The organism is Citrobacter sp. Cf125, assembly GCF_030333935.1.
GTDB lineage: Bacteria > Pseudomonadota > Gammaproteobacteria > Enterobacterales > Enterobacteriaceae > Citrobacter > Citrobacter freundii.
Window position 1 is genome coordinate 1,234,699 of the sequence record NZ_JAOWEY010000022.1, and the last position, 18,583, is coordinate 1,253,281.

16 protein-coding genes are annotated in these 18,583 nt (G+C 54.8%); 3 read left to right on the forward strand and 13 right to left on the reverse strand.

The annotated features are described in order from the left end of the window. Window positions 1–61 precede the first annotated feature (61 nt). Both pbpC and OGV89_RS10155 read right to left on the reverse strand, forming a co-directional pair. Window positions 62–2,374, reverse strand: coding sequence for a peptidoglycan glycosyltransferase PbpC (pbpC, locus tag OGV89_RS10150; RefSeq protein ID WP_286558576.1), 2,313 nt, complete (start codon window positions 2,372–2,374; stop codon window positions 62–64). Then, window positions 2,375–7,309 carry an alpha-2-macroglobulin family protein gene (locus OGV89_RS10155; RefSeq protein ID WP_003847104.1) on the reverse strand — a complete coding sequence of 1,645 codons (4,935 nt, stop codon included), beginning with the start codon at window positions 7,307–7,309 and terminating at the stop codon, window positions 2,375–2,377. A gap of 206 nt (window positions 7,310–7,515) precedes the next feature. Between OGV89_RS10155 and sseA the strand changes: the two genes are divergently transcribed. Both sseA and timP read left to right on the forward strand, forming a co-directional pair. Next, a complete protein-coding gene (gene sseA, locus OGV89_RS10160) occupies window positions 7,516–8,367 on the forward strand; it encodes a 3-mercaptopyruvate sulfurtransferase (protein WP_003037701.1) in 852 nt (283 codons plus the stop codon). Window positions 8,368–8,718: 351 nt separating this feature from the next. Beyond that, window positions 8,719–8,835: a small toxic inner membrane protein TimP gene (timP, locus tag OGV89_RS10165; protein WP_242670821.1), complete on the forward strand. Its 117-nt coding sequence runs from the start codon at window positions 8,719–8,721 to the stop codon at window positions 8,833–8,835. 36 nt (window positions 8,836–8,871) lie between these two features. On the opposite strand, the gene sseB is transcribed toward timP, so the two are convergent. From sseB to trmJ, 11 genes are all read right to left on the reverse strand, one after another. Further along, a complete protein-coding gene (sseB, locus tag OGV89_RS10170; RefSeq protein WP_003838442.1) occupies window positions 8,872–9,648 on the reverse strand; it encodes an enhanced serine sensitivity protein SseB in 777 nt (258 codons plus the stop codon). 109 nt (window positions 9,649–9,757) lie between these two features. Beyond that, complete coding sequence (gene pepB, locus OGV89_RS10175; RefSeq protein WP_200003119.1) at window positions 9,758–11,041, reverse strand: aminopeptidase PepB; 1,284 nt, start codon at window positions 11,039–11,041, stop codon at window positions 9,758–9,760. Window positions 11,042–11,102: 61 nt separating this feature from the next. Next, on the reverse strand, window positions 11,103–11,303 hold the full coding sequence (gene iscX, locus OGV89_RS10180; protein ID WP_003037694.1) for a Fe-S cluster assembly protein IscX: 201 nt from the start codon (window positions 11,301–11,303) through the stop codon (window positions 11,103–11,105). Window positions 11,304–11,314: 11 nt separating this feature from the next. Beyond that, a complete protein-coding gene (fdx, locus tag OGV89_RS10185) occupies window positions 11,315–11,650 on the reverse strand; it encodes an ISC system 2Fe-2S type ferredoxin (protein ID WP_003037690.1) in 336 nt (111 codons plus the stop codon). Window position 11,651: 1 nt separating this feature from the next. Further along, entirely contained in the window at window positions 11,652–13,502 is a 1,851-nt protein-coding gene (gene hscA / locus OGV89_RS10190; protein ID WP_003838439.1) for a Fe-S protein assembly chaperone HscA, read from the reverse strand. A 15-nt stretch (window positions 13,503–13,517) separates the two neighbouring features. Next, the gene (hscB, locus tag OGV89_RS10195) at window positions 13,518–14,033 is read right to left on the reverse strand and encodes a co-chaperone HscB (protein WP_003838436.1); all 516 of its coding nucleotides are present in this window, start codon (window positions 14,031–14,033) and stop codon (window positions 13,518–13,520) included. Window positions 14,034–14,141: 108 nt separating this feature from the next. After that, complete coding sequence (iscA, locus tag OGV89_RS10200; RefSeq protein WP_003037681.1) at window positions 14,142–14,465, reverse strand: iron-sulfur cluster assembly protein IscA; 324 nt, start codon at window positions 14,463–14,465, stop codon at window positions 14,142–14,144. A gap of 20 nt (window positions 14,466–14,485) precedes the next feature. Continuing rightward, window positions 14,486–14,872 (reverse strand): Fe-S cluster assembly scaffold IscU, encoded by a 387-nt coding sequence (gene iscU / locus OGV89_RS10205; protein WP_002913991.1) that lies wholly within the window; start codon window positions 14,870–14,872, stop codon window positions 14,486–14,488. A 25-nt stretch (window positions 14,873–14,897) separates the two neighbouring features. Next, window positions 14,898–16,112 carry a cysteine desulfurase gene (gene iscS / locus OGV89_RS10210; RefSeq protein WP_003838433.1) on the reverse strand — a complete coding sequence of 405 codons (1,215 nt, stop codon included), beginning with the start codon at window positions 16,110–16,112 and terminating at the stop codon, window positions 14,898–14,900. Window positions 16,113–16,224: 112 nt separating this feature from the next. Then, window positions 16,225–16,716: a Fe-S cluster assembly transcriptional regulator IscR gene (gene iscR / locus OGV89_RS10215; RefSeq protein ID WP_003037674.1), complete on the reverse strand. Its 492-nt coding sequence runs from the start codon at window positions 16,714–16,716 to the stop codon at window positions 16,225–16,227. Between the two features lie 173 nt (window positions 16,717–16,889). Continuing rightward, a complete protein-coding gene (gene trmJ, locus OGV89_RS10220) occupies window positions 16,890–17,621 on the reverse strand; it encodes a tRNA (cytosine(32)/uridine(32)-2'-O)-methyltransferase TrmJ (protein ID WP_003838431.1) in 732 nt (243 codons plus the stop codon). A 118-nt stretch (window positions 17,622–17,739) separates the two neighbouring features. On the opposite strand from trmJ, the gene suhB reads away from it, so the two are divergent. Continuing rightward, window positions 17,740–18,543 carry an inositol-1-monophosphatase gene (suhB, locus tag OGV89_RS10225; RefSeq protein ID WP_003037670.1) on the forward strand — a complete coding sequence of 268 codons (804 nt, stop codon included), beginning with the start codon at window positions 17,740–17,742 and terminating at the stop codon, window positions 18,541–18,543. Window positions 18,544–18,583 lie beyond the last annotated feature (40 nt).

Consider the following 18,583-nt stretch of genomic DNA (forward strand, 5'->3'; position numbering starts at 1 on the left):
GATGAAGGTAACATTTCTTTAAAATAAGATGAATTTTAGCAACAAACAGTCACTAACTGGTCTACTGCATCGAAAATCTCACCGTCGCTACCTGGCCTGCGTCATCCATCACCAGCAGTTGATAATCCCCTTTAGTCGCCAGCCGTAACGTAAGACGACGTCCGCGTTCATCCAGCCTTTCACCGTTAAGAAACCACCAGCGTTCACCGCTCCCACCGCTGGTTTGCACCGGCAATGAGGCTTGAGCAGAACCGGGTAAACGCTTCACAATCGCGCCATCACGAATGCCTGTCAACTGCAACGGCTGCGAAGCGTCTTGTCCCAGCGGCGGACATGTGGCAGAAACTGGCGGTAATCTCGCCCCACGGCGTTCTGATTCCGGTAGCCATGGCTCCAGCGGCAAAGGCCAAACGATTAACGTTTGCTCATGCGCCTGCGGGCAATCCGCCGCCACACGTTTGCCTTCATCATCCAGCCAGACAGGAAAACGAATGCCATTAACCCCTTCCTGCTCGGGCAATAATAACGTTGGCGGCTGAATGCCATCCAGTAACCAGGTTGCCAGACGGCGACGGCAGTTGCTGTCACCGGGGGCAAGAGATTGCCCGCCCGGCCAGCACACCACACCACGACTCACGGATTCAGGGCGTGGATCTTCCGGCTGATTTGTCCCGCGAGAGAGCAAAAGATTGTTGACCTGATTGAGCAACGGCACGGCACTGGCGAAACCAAACTGCCCCACCACTGGCGTACCATCGGGCCTGCCGGTCCAGATACCGATCACATAACGCGCATTAACGCCAATCGCCCAGGCATCGCGATAGCCATAGCTGGTACCCGTTTTCCACGCCAGAGGGACCACTCTGCTCAGCGCGTTATCCGGCAGCGGTTGCGCTTCGTCAGCCATAATGCGGCGAATAATCCACGCCGCGCCCGCCGACATCAACGGACGTTCCAGTAGTGGGTCACCCGGCTGCAGACGCAGTTTTCCCGCTTTTCCCTGGCGGGCAAAGGCGCTGTACGCTGCGGCCATATCTTCCAACCTTGCCCCCGCACCGCCCAAAATCAGCGACAGATTCGGCGTAGCCCCTGCGGGCAGATACAGCGGTAAGCCGACGTTACGTAACGATGCGGCAAAACGCTTCGGGCCATAGGCTTCGAGTACCTGCACGGCGGGTAAATTCAGCGAGCGCACCAGCGCTTCGCTCATGCTCACCGGGCCATGAAAACCGCTGTCAAAATTCCCCGGTCGATAGTCCCCGGTTCGCCGCGGGACATCCTGCAATAACGAAGCGGGATGGATGAGTCCGTCATCCAGCGCCAGGCCATAAACAAACGGCTTCAGCACCGAGCCAGGCGAACGGATCGCATTCACCATATCCACATGACCAAAACGAGAGTCGTCATTCATATCTACCGACCCCACCCAGCCACGCACGCTCATATCGGTGTGATCGACCACGATCATCGCCAGCGAACTGCGCGCAGGTAAGCGCCCCTTCCAATTTTGCGCCAGCTCTTCCAGTTGACGCTGCAATCCGGCATCAAGGGTAGTCACGATTTTATCGCTTCGGCTTTTTCCCAACATCATGCGCGAGAATAACGGTGCTAACTGCGGCATTTGCCGGGGCGCCAGCCAGACCGGTTCTTCACGCGACTCCTGCACCTGTCTGGCAGGCCAAATGCCCTGGGTCGCCATACGTTCGAGCACTTTATTACGCGCCGCTTCAGCACGGTCCGGCCAGCGATCCGGACGCAGACGGCTCGGTGCCTGTGGCAAAACAGCCAGCAGCGCGGCATCGGAGTAACTCAATTGCACGGGTGATTTACCAAGATAAGCCCAGCTTGCCGCCCCCACGCCCTGCAGCGTACCGCCAAACGGCGCGCGGTTGAGATACAGTGTCAGGATGTCGCGTTTGGAGAGATGCCATTCCAGCTGCAATGCGCGCCAGAGCTGGCGAAACTTGCCGCCAAAGGTTCGCGGATGGGGATCGAGTAATCGTGCGACCTGCATGGTGAGCGTACTGCCGCCAGAAACCACACGCCCAGAGGAGAGGTCTTGCCATGCCGCGCGCAGTACTGAAAACGGATTGACGCCGGGATGCTTCCAGAACCAGCGGTCTTCGTAGTTAATTAACGCCTCAAGGTAGCGGGGCGACACCTCATCAATCGTTACCGGATACCGCCAGATACCATCCGCATCGGCAAAGCGCCACAGCGGCGTACCATCATGCGCCACCACGACCCGCGCCGGATCGACTTCGTGCAGCGGCAGCGGCCAGATTTTATCTGCCGCCCAAACCGCCGCCACAAACAATAGTGCAACGGCTGCCAGCCAGAGCCAGCAGCCGCGTTTACCCAACCCGCGTATCATTTACGGTCTGACAATCAAAAGTCCCTCTGTCGCACCGGTCGCGCGCCACTGTGGAATATACATTGATTCCACCTGCGGGACAGGAACCCGGTAGGTCCCCGGCGTTACCGCCCGCGCCAGATACACCAGCGTAACCGGTTGTCCTTCGTTGACCGCCACCGCGGCGACAAAGCGATCGTCACGGAACTCAACGTGCTGGATATCTGCCTGCTGCATCTGATTGAGCAGATTCGCCACTTCGCTGCCGCTATCCTGCAGGCTGGCACTGCCGTTGGCCAGATTCTGGTTTTCCAGTTCCAGCCCTGCTGGCAGTAAATCGACCACCAGCGCATCCGGCACGTTCTGGCTGGCTTTTACCTCCAGCCAGACCAGCACCAGTTCGCCGCTACGCAGCGAATCCAGCGATTTGCTATTTCCGTCAATTCCCAGGATTTGCCGCTCAATACGCAAAACGTTGCTGGCAGGCGTCGGTGCGGTTTGTGGATAACCACTCACATCCAGACGCAACCACAGCGGTAGATTACCGGTATTGGTGACGCTCAGCGTAGACAGCGCATCGGCATCCAGATTGCGGGTTAGCGATTTATCCCCTGCTAATGGTTGTTCCGAGAGTGACGTTTGCGCCTGCCACGTACCAGGCAAATCCTGTAACGTACGCGCGGCAAGGAACAACGCATTATTTTCCTGCGTCGAGAGCCAGCGCTGTCCAAAGGCCTGTTCTGACAACGTGTTCAGCAGCGTATTCTGCACGTCAGGTTTGATCTTGTTCTCTTCGAGCAAGGCCAGCATCAACGCGTTATCCCGTAACGCACTGCCGTAATCCGCCATCCACTGTTGCGTATCGCGGCGCGGTGTATTCAGGGCCAGCGTCAACGCCTGTTCACTGCGATTGGCATCGCCCATATTTTTCAGCGCGATCCCCAGTTGTAACAGCGGTAAACCAGAGGCTGCTTGCGCACGACGCTCCCAGATCTCACGCAATGCGCCGAGCGGAGCTTTTTGCTGATGTGCCAGAACCAACGCGGCGTAGGCTTGTACGGCAAACCGGCTTGCTGAAGAGTCGTCGGTATAGCGAATCGACATCATGCCCGGATCCTGCAAATAGCGCAGTAGCCGCTCGTTGCCCCGGTTAATCACCTCTACCGGGACACTGTAGCCCTGTTCATTTGCCCGGACGAGGAAATCCATGACATACGCGGTCAGCCAGTACTCTTCCGACCCGTTTTTATCCCACAGCGCAAAACCGCCGTTATCACGCTGCATCTGCACTAAACGGGAAATCCCAATATCAACTGCCGCGCGACGTTTTTCATCGCTGTCGCCCACAATACCTAACGCCTTCAATTGCGCAGCGTTGGTGTATAAGGATGGGAACAACCCGCTCGCCGTTTGCTCCAGACAACCGTAAGGGTACGCTTTCAGTTCGCGGATATAGCGCGCCAGGTTTAGCGGCGGCTTACCGCTGAACAGCAGTTGCCCCTGCATCGTCACAGGGGAGAAATTGATCAGTTCTTCGCCCGGAAGCTGCCAGGTCGCGCCCGGCTGAAGTGCGACACCGTTATTAACGGTTTGCGCCGGGAACGCCGGACGCACGCCAATCTTCCACTGTTTATGCTGAACAGGCAGCGTTTCACCCGGTAAAGTCAGACCGCTAATTTCTGCCTGAATTTCGCCATCGCCAAAACCCTCCCGCGCGCGCACCGGAATAAACAGCGTAGTCCTTACGCCTGGCGCCAGATTTACCGGCGCGGGATCTTGCCCCATCAGCTCCAGTAAACCATTGGCCGCGAGCTTAATATTCAGCGTTTGCGGTTTGTCAGTCAGGTTAGTCACGTCCAGCGTCAGGCGCGAGGTATCGCCTCCCGCCAGAAAACGCGGCATATTCAGTTCAGCAATCACCGGCGCCGCAACAATCACTTTGCTTTCGCTGCTGCCAAAGTCATCCGTCGTCCAGGCCTGCGCCATTACCCGCAGCTCGCCGTTGAAATCACCAATAGGTAACGTCACCGTACCTTCGCCCTGCTCGTTAAGCGTGACCGGCAGCGCCTGTTGCGCCACGATATTGACGTGATTAACCGGTGGCTTACCGCCGCGTTTTAATTCATCGCCATCACCACCAAAGCGCAGCGCCGCCAGGCGTCCTTGCCCTTCGATCACCTGGCCGTAAATATCATAAATATCTGCGCCATAGCGTTTTTGCCCGAAAAACGCCTGCCACGGATCCGGCGTGGCGTAATCGGTAATGTTTAGCACCCCGCTATCAACGGCAGAGACCAGCACGTTAACCTGTTTTGGTACGTCGCCATTTTTGACGCTGGCTTTAATCTTGACGGTCAACGGCTGGTTTGGACGTATTTTCGCCGGGTTTTCCAGCGCCAGCGCCAGACGACGGTTTTCGTCACCTAACGGCAAATGCAGTAAACCGACCGCCCGTTTTGGCGTTGCCGAACGGGACTTGTCGCCAGGACGAACCACCAGCGCACTAAGATACAAATCGTGGCGATTCCAGGTTTTATCGATTGGGATGGAGATATCAAGACCATCCGCCGGTACGTCTATTTCTTGCCACCACAGCGGGCCTTCGCTGGATTCCACCATCGCATAACCTTTGCCAGCAGCGGGAGCGGCAACGTGCAGCTTCATGGTATCACCGGGACGATAGCTGGGTTTGTCCAGTTTCAGCGTCACGCGATCGGGACGCACAGCCCCACTGCCGTCGCTGTTATCCTGCCAGCTATAACCGGCCCAGAAGCGTACGCTGCTCACCGCATCATTCGGAGCTTTCACTTCCAGACGATAGGCGCCCCACTCAACCGGGAAGCTGACTTTACCGGTTTCATCGGCCTTAAGATCCAGGGTCTGCTCACCTTCAACCAGATCCTTTTGATCGAACTGTGATTGCCAGCCCTCGCCTTCAGACCAGTTCCAGTAATAATCTCGTCGCTCGCGGATCAAACGCACCTGCAAACCGGACACCGCTTTTTTCTCGCCTTGCGCATCGGCATACACAATGTCGAAAGCGGCGTTGCTGTTTTCATCAACGATAGGCTGATTCACGGTGGTATCGGTGCGGTAGTCATAGACGGCTTTCGCTGCAAACTGCGGACGAATGCCCGGCAGCGTATCCGCGGGCCAGATGGCTTGCTCAACCCGACGCGTCACCGGGCGCCCCCCCGACTCCAGCAGACTGGCTTGCAAAACCACCTGTAACGGGGAATGCGTCTCCTGCCACTGGCTGTTGGTGGTCACTTCGCCGCGTCCGTGGTCATCCAGCGTGAGCTGAACTTCATCGAGGCTGCGGGAAAGGTTTTCTTCGGCGATATTCCCAAACTGGAAGCCCGGCAATGCCTGAACGGCATCTCGTAATGGACGCAGATAAAGCTGCCCTTGCAGAGCATTACCGCTAGCGGGCGCGCCGTACAGGTAGTAGCCCACCACCGAGAACTTCACTTCATCAGTTGGTGCCACCGGGATCTTATTGGCGGAGAGATTGAGCGCCATCCGCTCAGGCATAAAATCTTCGACGTGGAAATCCCACATCCGCGACTGGTTATCACCGGTATTAGCCCGAATATGCCACATACCCGTTGGCGCGTTGGTGTCCAGCGGCCAGCTAAAGCGGTACAGACCGTTCTCCGGCTGGCTAACCACCGAGCGTAACACTTGTCCGTCGGGCTTCACGACCTCCAGCTTCACCGGTTGGTCGGGCAACGTTTTGCCATCGCTGTCACGCAGTAATCCGTTGAGGATCACCGTTTCGCCGGGACGATAGAGATCGCGTGGGCCGAACATAAAGAACTGCTTGCTGTATCCCGGCGCACCGGCAATATCAAATTCAGCCAGATCCAACGCCGGGAGCTTCAGATCCAGCAGCGTGGTTTGCCCGTCTTTGCGGGCCAGCAATAAAGCCGCGTCTTTATCAGTCTCCAGTTTGACATGACCCTGAGCGTCGCTGGTAGCCTGCGCCAACGTCTGTCCTTTTTCATTGAGTAACGTGACCTCAATCCCCTGCTGCGCGGCGCCGTTTTCCAGGCTCTGCGTAAAGACATCCAGTTGATTATGGTAACGGTGTGCAGACACACCAATATCGCTGAGCGTGAACAGCGTAGCGGCATTACTGTAGTTGTATTGTCCAGCCTGATTCATCACCGCGATGTAAACACCTGCTTGCTGCAACGGCTTGATATCGCTCAGTGGCAACAGCAGCTTCTCACGGGTGTTGCGCGCAGGATTGAGGTCAAAGCGTCCGGTATACACCAGTTCCGCCATTTTCAGCAGATTGTCAGATTCCCAGTTAGTCAACGAATTGCGGTATTCCCACTGGCTGACAAACGCACCGAGCGACTCAGGCTTCACGCGAAAGAAGTTCACATCTACGCTATTAACGTTAAGGGCCATCACCGGCAGCCCTTCAATCACTTTTCCCGGCAGCAGCGAACCGCGACTGGCAAACCCTACGCTTGGCTGGACGTCGCGAGTGGTAATGTTTTTTTCATAATCAATAGCGAACGTCGCTTTATTCAGCGCCAGCAAATCACGCTCAATGGTAACGACCAGTTCCCGGTTAGGTTCCAGATGGCGTAAGCGTAGCTCTTTCAGATTTGGCGCCAGCTCCCAGGCACCATCCACTTTGCCGTTTTTTTTATCAACAACGTGCACGACGCGGGAAAAATCTTGTTCCGGATCGAGGGGAATGGAGAAGGTCAACACGAGCGTTGCCGCACCGTCGAGCTGGACCTCTGAGGCATCCAGCAGCGTCAGCGACTTGCCCTGGCTTTGCTGCATCAGTTTTTGTAATTGAGCCTTATCTTTTGCTGGCGCTGTCTGTGGCGCAGGCGCATCAGGCTTCGCAGCCGTCGGTGATTTTTCGTTATTATTATCGCACCCGACCAGTGCCAGCATCAGCATGCAGGCCGCTACGCGTAAATGTTTCATTTTTCATCCCTGGCCGTAGTGGCCCGTTAGCTACGTAGAACAACTATTATGCGTCAGATTTCCGGCGGTGGAAGTCAGTAACTGAACAACGTTGTCTTAATTTTAGTGATTAATGTGGATTCACCTGACAAATCAGCCTGTTTTACTTGTCGCTTTACGGTAAACATCCGACAATTTGCCAAAACCTGGTAAAAATGGAGATGCCTATGACCACCGCCTTCTTTGTCGCTGCCGACTGGCTTGCCGAACACATTGACGACCCGGAAATACAAATTCTTGATGCCCGGATGGCACCTCCAGGACAGGAAGATCGCGATGTTGGCGAGGAGTATCGTGCGGGCCATATTCCTGGCGCAGTCTTTTTTGATATTGAAGCGCTTTCAGATCATACCTCACCGCTACCGCATATGATGCCACGCCCGGAAGCTTTTGCCGTTGCGATGCGCGAGCTGGGCGTTGATCAAGATAAGCATCTGGTTATCTACGATGACGGTAATCTGTTTTCCGCGCCACGCGCATGGTGGATGCTGCGGACATTTGGCGTCGAAAATGTCTCCATTCTGGCGGGCGGTCTGGCAGGCTGGAAGCGCGATGATCTAATGCTCAAGGAAGGCGATGAGGATTTGCCTGAAGGTGAATTTAACGTGGCCTTTACGCCTGGCGCTGTTGTGCGTGTTACCGATGTACTGCTGGCCAGTCATGAAAAAACCGCACAGATTGTCGATGCGCGACCGGCTGCGCGTTTTAACGCAGAAGTTGACGAACCTCGTCCTGGCCTGAAGCGTGGTCATGTGCCCGGTGCGCTTAATGTACCGTGGACAGAATTGGTTCGTGACGGCGAGCTGAAAACTACCGACGAACTGGATGCTATTTTCTTCAGCCACGGCGTGAGCTTTGACCGCCCGATTATCGCCAGCTGTGGCTCCGGCGTAACGGCTGCCGTGGTGGTGCTGGCACTTGCCACGCTGGGCGTTTCTAACGTCGCATTGTATGACGGCGCATGGAGCGAGTGGGGTGCTCGCAACGATTTACCGGTAGAACCATCTGAGGCTAAATAAAATCTGATTTATTCATCTTTTTCGTCCACAAAAAAACCGCTCAAATGAGCGGTTTTTTTGTGCTGGTCCGGTTCGCGGCCTTTCCAGCAGGCTATGTCACCATAGCAATGCAAGCGTACATCAGGGGGCAAATAGTCCCTTTTAAGGGAGTGAATGTCAAGTTAATTAGCTGCGAAACTATTCACTATTTGAGGTATTATCTTTTCCGGCCCTTTTCGCCGCCTCGCAAGCGGGCACTGGTTTCAGGAAAGGATGTCCCATGGCCGTATAAGCAAGCGTACATCAGTGCTTGCTATCACGGCATTATCGCCAGTGGTGCTGTCGTGATGCGGTCTTCGCATGGACCGCGCAATGAAGATACGATACTTCTGTATCGTGCTTGTTGTATCTGGTGCATTGTGTCTTCACGGTGATCAGAGTTACTCAGGTAATTCTGCACGCATGACGCTCAGCGCCCAGAGCAAGTAAGCCTGGTAGCCGCCTTTCGGGGCGGCTTTCCTTCACTCAGATAATCCGATTCTGTTTAAAGTCGCGCAGGAAACCGCCCCAGCGACGTTCATAGAACGGTGCGATGTGCTCAGTGATAAAGTGGCTCACGCCCTTCTCACCTTTCCTCACCTGGCAAATATCAATCGGTTCATCACCCGGTAACGTATCCGTTGCAACACTCCCCGTGGCATGAATAATCTCTTCAATATCGCCATCCGCTTCAATGCCAATCAGCAGGTTGGGTTGGGCATCCGGACTTTCTTTGATCGAGCAGAGAAACGCACGTTTTACCGGCTTAATGGTTTTAAACAGCGTAGTCAGCGAGTCAATCATCTGCGCCGGAGGTTCAGCGACTTCAGAGAGGAGCAGCGATTCACCGCCTTCCAGTACTTCCTGGGTGCTGAGCGGATTCCCTTCTTCCCCCATCAGCAGGCTGATTTCACGCGGCATAAATTCTTTGCCGGTCGGCAGTTTTGCGTTGAGAAACAGCGTTTCGCCGAGCGTCATTTCAAACAATGTACGCACCGGCATGACGACAAATGCCTGCTCATCTTCAACCGCCTGCTGCAGAGCTTCCAGGGAGGTGAAGAACGGGATCACGGTCGTGCCGTCTTCTTTTTCCCAGTGCTGAAGATCGAGGGCGCTGTCTTCAACCACCGCCTCGCCTTCTGCGGCTGTACCCGGCACCCAGACGGTAGACTCCAGTAAAGTACGGAAAAATGCCGGACGATGCGCAGGCTCTGTCGCCGCTTGCTCCAGCAGGGTTTCTAATTCGTTTTTCGTTTCGGACATAGAGATCACAAATTATGTATATGGGTTGTAGGCCTGATAAGACGCACGGCGTCGCCATCAGGCAAAATACCGGGTGGCACTTCGCTTACCCGGCCTACAAAAACACCGTTCAGGCAATCAGCAGATTTGCAATCGTGCGCACACCCAGACCAGTTGCGCCCGCAGACCACTGCTCAACTGGCGCTTTGCGATAGGTTGCAGAGCAGTCGATGTGCAACCAGCCTTGCTGATAGTTTTCCACGAAATGGGACAGGAAACCCGCCGCGGTGCTAGCACCCGCCGGATAGGCCGCACTGCCGGTATTATTCAGCTCGGCAAAGTTAGACGGCAGTTGGCTACGGTGGAACTCTGCCAACGGCAGACGCCAGAACGGCTCGTTTTCTTGCGCCGCACTTGCCAGTAGACGGGCAGCCAGTTGATCGTCAAAGCTAAACAGCGCATGGTAATCGTTGCCCAGCGCAGTTTTCGCCGCGCCGGTCAGCGTCGCAGCATCAATGATCAATTCTGGTTTTTGCGCGCTGGCGTCAATCAGTCCATCGGCCAGTACCAGACGCCCTTCGGCATCGGTATTCATCACTTCAACTTTTTTACCGTTGCGATAGTGAATAATATCGCCGAGCTTAAAGGCGTTGCCGCTGATCAGGTTATCCGCGCAGCACAGATACAGCTTCACGCGCTTGTTCAGACCACGGGTGATGGCGAACGCCAGCGCGCCGGTCACCGTTGCCGCACCGCCCATATCAGACTTCATCGAGTCCATAAATGCGCTTTGCTTGATGCTGTAACCGCCGGAGTCAAAAGTAATTCCCTTACCCACCAGGCAGGCATAAACCGGGGCTTCTTTATCGCCAGTTGGATTGTAATCCAGCGCCAGCAGCACCGGAGGACGTTCGGAGCCACGACCTACGGTATGCAATCCCATGTAGTTCTGCTCGCGCAGATCTTCGCCTTTAGTGATGCGGTAAGAGACGTTATCGCAGGCAACAGAGCACAGCAGGTCTACTGCGCGTTGCGCCAGCTGTTCCGGGCCCAGCTCTTCTGCCGGGGCGTTAATGGTATCGCGCACCCAGTCAATAATTTTCAGGCGGTTATCCAGCTCTTTGCGCTGCGCCTCATCCAGAGCGGCCCACTCAACTTTGCGGGTGCCTTTTGGCCCCTTGTAGCCCTGCCAGAACGCCCAGCTACGTTCGGTATCCCAGCCTTCACCGTCCAGTTGGACATGTTTAATACCCAGGCCGTCAATTTTACGGGCGGCGCGCTGGATAAGGCCGAGGCCATCTTTTCCGTTCAGGTGCAGGGTAATGCCATCATTATTAATGCTGTATGTCGCCTTTTCACCCCAGCGGGCATCAGCGGGTTGCGTGGAAAGCGTAATTTTCATGGCTTCTGTCATTTTATTTATCCTTATTTTCGCGCATACAGGAAAACGGGCCACCCGTGGGCAGCCCGTTGACTTATTCGGCTTCGTCCAGCCAGACCAGCAAAATGGCCTCAAGGATTTTTTCGTTCGATGCCTGTGGATCATCATCGAACTCTTCCAGGTCACAGATCCACTGGTGCAGATCGGTGAAACGAACGGTCTTGGGGTCGAGATCGGGGAACGCGTCGTACAGCGCCTCGCCGATTTCACGGCTATCGGTCCACTTCAGTCCCATACTACCCTCTGTTAATGCTCACGTGCATGATTGATTGTGTAACGTGGGATTTCGACCACTAAATCGTCCTCGGTGACACGTGCCTGACAGCTTAAACGGCTCTCCGGCTCCAGTCCCCAGGCTTTATCCAGCATGTCGTCTTCTTCTTCTGTGCTTTCCGGCAAAGAATCAAAACCTTCACGTACGATGCAGTGGCAGGTTGTGCAGGCACAGGATTTTTCACAGGCGTGTTCAATCTCGATACCGTTACGCAGGGCAACGTCAAGAATGGTTTCGCCGGTCTCAGCTTCCAGAACTGCGCCATCGGGACAGAGATCCTGATGAGGCAAAATAACAATCTTTGGCATATTAAACCTCGTCCACGGAATGGCCTTTCAGCGCGCTACGGACGGATTTGTCCATGCGGCGAGCGGCGAATTCCTGGGTTTGTTTGTCTACGTTTTTAATGGCTTGTTCTATCGCGTCAACATCGTCACCCTGTGCAACCTCGCTCAAATGCGCGGCAGCGGTGTCGATAGCCTGACGTTCTGCGGCGCTTAACAGCGCGGCATCAGCGTTCAACGCACCGGATAAACTTTCCAGTACGCGTGCCGCTTCGACTTTCTGTTCTGCCAGCATACGGGCTTTAACGTCCTGCTCGGCAAAACTCATCGAATCCTGAATCATGGAGGCGATTTCACTGTCGGTCAGACCGTAGGACGGTTTAACCTGAATTGAGGACTCAACGCCGGTGGATTTTTCCATAGCGGTGACGCTCAGCAGGCCATCGGCGTCCACCTGGAAGGTCACGCGGATGTGTGCGCCGCCAGCTGGCAATGCCGGGATGCCGCGCAGCGCAAAACGCGCCAGTGAACGGCAGTCCTGCACCAGCTCACGCTCGCCTTGCATTACGTGAATGGACATCGCGGTTTGGCCATCTTTAAAGGTGGTAAAGTCCTGCGCGCGCGCCACCGGAATCGTGGTGTTACGTGGGATCACTTTCTCCACCAGACCGCCCATGGTTTCCAGTCCCAGGGACAGCGGGATAACGTCCAGCAGCAGCATTTCGCTGTCCGGTTTATTTCCGACCAGAATATCTGCCTGGATTGCCGCACCAATAGCGACCACTTTGTCCGGGTCAATAGAAGTCAGCGGCGTACGGCCAAAAAATTCACCGACGCGTTCACGCACCAATGGCACGCGAGTTGAACCACCGACCATCACCACTTCCAGCACATCCTGCGGCTCCACGCCCGCATCTTTCAGCGCGCGACGGCAGGCCAGCAGCGTACGCTTGACCAGTGCGGAAATGAGTTCATTAAAGGTTTCACGGGTGATTTCACCCTGCCATCCCGCCACGTTAACCGTTACAGAATCAGCGTCGCTAAGCGCGATTTTCGCTGCAATAGCAGCATCCAGCAGTTCGCGCTGTACGCGGTTATCGCTACGGTCGGCCACGCCAGCCTGCTCGCGAATATAATCGGCCAGCAGATGGTCAAAATCGTCGCCGCCGAGCGCGGAATCACCGCCGGTCGCCAGCACTTCAAACACGCCGCGGCTCAGACGCAGAATAGAAATATCAAAAGTACCGCCGCCAAGATCGTAGACCGCAATCACGCCTTCCTGACCGGAGTCCAGACCATAGGCAATCGCTGCTGCGGTCGGTTCGTTCAACAGACGCAATACGTGCAGGCCCGCCAGACGCGCGGCGTCTTTGGTCCCCTGACGCTGTGCATCGTCAAAGTAAGCCGGAACGGTGATTACCACGCCATCCAGTTCGCCGGACAGTGATTCGGTTGCCCGCGCGGCCAGCGCTTTCAGAATATCCGCGGAGACGCGCACCGGATTAAGCAATCCGGCAGCGGTTTCAATCATCGGCAAGCCGTTTTCGCTTGCCTGGAACGTATATGGCAGATGCGGGTAACGCGCCTGGATATCCGCCAGAGAGCGGCCCATCATGCGTTTTACCGAACTGACGGTGTTTGCCGTATCCAGCGCAGCATTGGCGCGGGCATCGTAACCGACAGAATAACCCTGCTGCTGATAGTGAACCACTGACGGCAACAGGTGGCGACCTTCATGGTCTGCCAACGTTTCGGCCTGGCCGCTGCGTACGGTCGCAACCAGGGAGTTGGTGGTGCCTAAATCGATACCTACCGCCAGACGACGCTGGTGCGGCGCGGCGCTCAGACCAGGCTCACTAATTTGTAATAAGGCCATTTTCGCTTCCGGAAATTAAAAATCGAGCAGTTTTTCTTCGAGTTGTTCTGCACTGCTTCGCAGTTTATCGAGAAAACGCAGCTTACGCACGGTATCTGCCGCTGCGTCCCACGTCTCGCTATCCAGCTGTTCCACCATCAGTTGATGACGAACGTTATACATTTCGCTGACGCGCTGCATAAACGCATCTAAACGTTGACTGTCTTTTGCCTGTTCAATTTCGTCCAGCTCTTCCCGCAGCTCCAGTTGTTCCATCAGGAACGCGGTATCGCGCACCGTGTGCTGCTCGCTGCGGATATCAAAGCCGTGTAAAGACAATAAGTATTCGGCGCGCATCAAAGGATGACGCAGCGTTTGCCAGGCCTGGTTGATCGTGGCGGACTGCGAAACCGCAGCAAGTTGTTCCGCCTGGGAACCGCTGGCAAATTTATCAGGATGATACTGACGTTGTAGATCCTGAAAACGTAGGCTCAGCGCCTGAGTATCGAGCTGATAACGGGCCGGCAAGCCAAAGAGGGTGAAGTAGTCCATAACATTCTCAGGGCATCGATTCTCTGTTGTTCACGGGAGCAAAACCAGAGAGTCAGGTAAAACAAACCCCACGCGCAGGCGACCACGGTGGGGTTATCGGTAAGCGCGTTACACGTGGAAGCTTTCGCCGCATCCACATTCGTCTTTCACGTTCGGGTTAGTAAACTTAAACCCTTCGTTCAGACCTTCTTTGACGAAGTCTAACTGCGTACCGTCGAGGAATTGCAGGCTCTTACCGTCGACCACAACTTTAACGCCTTTGTCTTCAAACACGGTATCTTCAGCCGCCGGCTCGTCAACAAATTCCAGTACATAGGCCATACCTGAGCAGCCGGAGGTTCTCACGCCCAGACGCAGACCAAACCCTTTACCGCGGTTTGCCAGGAAGGTATTTACACGCGCTGCTGCACTGTCGCTTAAGGTAATCGACATAATAAAACCTCAACTCTTAATTATTTTGCTTCACGTTTGCTTTTGTAATCCGCAATCGCGGCTTTAATCGCGTCTTCAGCCAGAATAGAGCAGTGAATTTTCACCGGTGGCAGTTCAAGCTCGTCGGCGATATCGGTGTTTTTAATCGCCTGTGCTTCGTCCAGAGATTTCCCTTTTACCCATTCGGTAACCAGAGAGCTGGAAGCAATAGCGGAACCGCAGCCGTAAGTCTTGAAACGCGCATCTTCAATGATACCTTCATTGTTGACTTTAATCTGCAACTTCATCACGTCGCCACAGGCTGGTGCACCCACCATGCCGCTGCCCACGTTCTCGTCGCTGTTGTCAAAAGAACCCACGTTACGTGGATTCTCATAATGATCGATTACTTTTTCGCTGTAAGCCATGCTGAATTCTCCTTATCGGTACCGATTAGTGATGTGACCATTCAATGCTGTTCAGATCCACGCCCTGTTTGTACATTTCCCACAGCGGAGAAAGGTCACGCAGGCGGCCGATGGAGTTGCGAACCAGATTAATGGCGTAGTCAATCTCTTCTTCGGTAGTGAAACGACCTAAAGAGAAACGAATTGAGCTATGTGCCAGCTCGTCGGTCATCCCCAGCGCGCGCAGCACGTAGGATGGCTCCAGGCTTGCAGAAGTACATGCAGAACCGGAGGATACAGCCAGATCTTTCAGCGCCATAATCAGCGATTCGCCTTCAACATAGTTGAAGCTAACGTTGAGAATGTTCGGTGCGCCCTGCTCGAGATCGCCGTTAAGATACACTTCTTCCATATCTTTCACGCCGTCCCACAGACGGTTACGCAGACTGCGCAGGCGCGCCATCTCGGTTTCCATCTCTTCTTTAGCGATACGGTAAGCTTCACCCATGCCGACGATCTGGTGCACAGGCAGCGTACCGGAACGCATACCGCGCTCGTGACCGCCGCCGTGCATCTGCGCTTCAATACGAATACGCGGTTTACGACGCACGTACAGCGCACCGATACCTTTCGGACCATAGATTTTGTGGCCGGAGAAGGACATCAGATCAACTTTCAGTTGGCTCAGATCGATAGGCAGTTTGCCCACGCTCTGGGTCGCATCAACGTGATAGATGATGCCGCGCGCACGGCACATTTCGCCGATAGTCGCGATATCCTGCACCACGCCGATTTCGTTATTCACGTGCATGATGGACACGAGGATGGTGTCGTCACGCATTGCCGCTTCAAGTTCTTTCAGGTCAATAATGCCGTTACGCTGCGGGGCGAGGTAGGTGACTTCAAATCCTTCGCGCTCCAGCTGACGACAGGTGTCCAGCACGGCTTTGTGTTCGGTTTTGCTGGTGATGATGTGCTTGCCTTTTTTCTGATAAAAGTTGGCTGCACCTTTAATCGCCAGGTTATCGGATTCAGTCGCACCGGAAGTAAAGACGATTTCACGCGGGTCAGCGCCCACGAGGTCAGCAATCTGGTTACGGGCGATATCTACCGCCTCTTCAGCCTGCCAGCCGAAACGGTGTGAACGAGACGCTGGGTTACCAAAGTTTCCGTCCAGGGTCAGACACTGCATCATTTTCTCGGCAACACGCGGGTCCACCGGCGTGGTTGCGGAGTAGTCGAGATAGATCGGTAATTTCATTGCTCTATAAACTCCGTACATCGCTTCAATGCAAGGAATCAGGCAACCGGCTGGATGTACGACCGAGTTAACGGGGTGTGTAGCACCCCGGCCTGATTCTAAAATACTTTTATTATGCGCGTAACTTAACGTCGATCGCGTCTTGTGCACGATTAGTGCGTGGAGCGTCATGCGTGTGCTGGCGACCAGACACATCCAGGACCTCCTGATTATTCACCAGTTCGCCCAACGTAATGTTGTTGAGGAAACCGGTCAGACGATCGCTCAGATCGCGCCACAGCGCGTGGGTCAGGCATTTATCGCCGCCCTGACAACCGCCCTTGCCCTGGCAACGGGTCGCATCTACAGACTCGTCCACAGCGCTGATTACTTCACCTACTGCGATGCTGCCGGCATCTTTACCCAGCAGATACCCGCCGCCTGGTCCACGTACGCTGGAAACCAGACCGTTTTTACGCAAACGGGAAAACAGCTGCTCCAGATATGACAGGGAAATTCCCTGACGTTCAGAAATATCAGCCAACGGTACCGGGCCCGTTTCGGAGTTGAGCGCAACGTCCAACATTGCGGTCACGGCATAACGCCCTTTTGATGTCAGTCTCATGTCTTACTTAGCCTCAAACTCGCCCCTGCCCGGGGTTTTTTATTGTAAAATGGGGGTATTGCATAGCAGGGGCAAGTCTGACATTCCCGACTAAATCAGTCAACTATTTACTTGACTAATTTAGTCAGGTATTTAACCTTCAGTGCCATTTTTACTTGCCGGAGGCGTTACGTTTACTTGCCTTTATTCTGTTGCTCAATTGAAGCTAAAATTCCGCGCAAAATGTTCAGCTCCTGGCTCTCAGGACGCGCACGCGTAAACAGACGGCGCAGCTTGTTCATCACCTGCCCCGGATGCCCTTCACGGATAAATCCGGTCGACAGCAGCGTTTGTTCCAGATGACCGTAAAAACGCTCTAAATCATCGACCAGCGGATACTCAGCTTCTTCGTATTCTGCGGTCTTCTCACTTTCCTGCGTTGCCAGCCAGGCCATGCGCACTTCATAAGAGATGACCTGCACCGCCATCGCCAGGTTCAGCGAACTGTATTCCGGGTTCGCGGCAATAGCGACGTGGTAATGGCACTTCTGCAGTTCTTCATTCGTCAGGCCAACACGTTCACGACCAAACACCAGCGCTACGGGCGAATTCGTCGCTTCAGAGACGCTTTTTAAACCGCATTCACGCGGATCCAGCATCGGCCACGGTAGCGTACGGGAGCGCGCACTGGTGCCTACTACCAGGCTGCAACCTGCCAGCGCTTCATCGAGAGTATCGACAATCTGCGCGCTGCCGATTACATCACTGGCACCTGCCGCCAGAGCGATGGCCTGAGAGTCCGGTTTAACCAGTGGATTTACCAGCCACAGATTGGTTAAACCCATGGTTTTCATTGCGCGGGCTACAGAGCCCATGTTGCCAGTGTGAGAGGTTTCCACCAGCACGATTCGAATATTTTGCAGCATTGTATTTCTTCGGCTAAAGATTATTCGGGCATATTATCATAAAACGAAGACATATTCCGAACTCGCTGCTATACTCTGCGCCGTTTTCCCGTTCTTTAACATCCAGTGAGAGAGACCGATGCATCCGATGCTGACCATCGCCGTGCGCGCAGCGCGCAAGGCGGGTAATGTAATTGCCAAACACTACGAAACTCCAGACTCTGTAGAAACCAGCCAGAAAGGCAGCAATGATTTCGTGACTAACGTCGATAAAGCCGCCGAAGCGATTATTATCGAAACTATTCGCAAATCTTACCCACAGCACACCATCATCACCGAAGAAAGCGGTGAGCACGCAGGTGAAGATCAGGATGTTCAATGGGTTATCGATCCACTGGATGGCACTACCAACTTCGTAAAACGTCTGCCGCACTTCGCGGTATCTATCGCAGTACGCATTAAAGGCCGTACTGAAGTCGCCGTTGTTTACGATCCAATGCGTAACGAACTGTTCACCGCCACTCGCGGCCAGGGCGCACAGCTGAACGGCTATCGTCTGCGTGGCAGCACCGCCCGCGATCTGGACGGCACCATCATCGCCACCGGTTTCCCGTTCAAAGCGAAGCAGCACGCCGCTTCTTACATGAAAATTCTTGGCAAAATGTTTACCGAGTGCGCTGACTTCCGCCGCACAGGTTCTGCTGCGCTGGATCTGGCTTACGTTGCCGCTGCGCGCGTTGACGGTTACTTCGAAATCGGTCTGAAACCATGGGATTTCGCAGCAGGTGAGCTGATTGCACGTGAAGCTGGCGCACTGGTTTGCGACTTCACCGGTGGTCATAACTACCTGGCAACCGGCAACATCGTTGCAGGTAACCCGCGCGTTGTTAAAGCCATGCTGGCTAACATGCGTGACGAACTGAGCGATGCGCTGAAGCGTTAATCTGCTGTGGTGCCGGATGCGACGCTTTCGCGTCTTATCC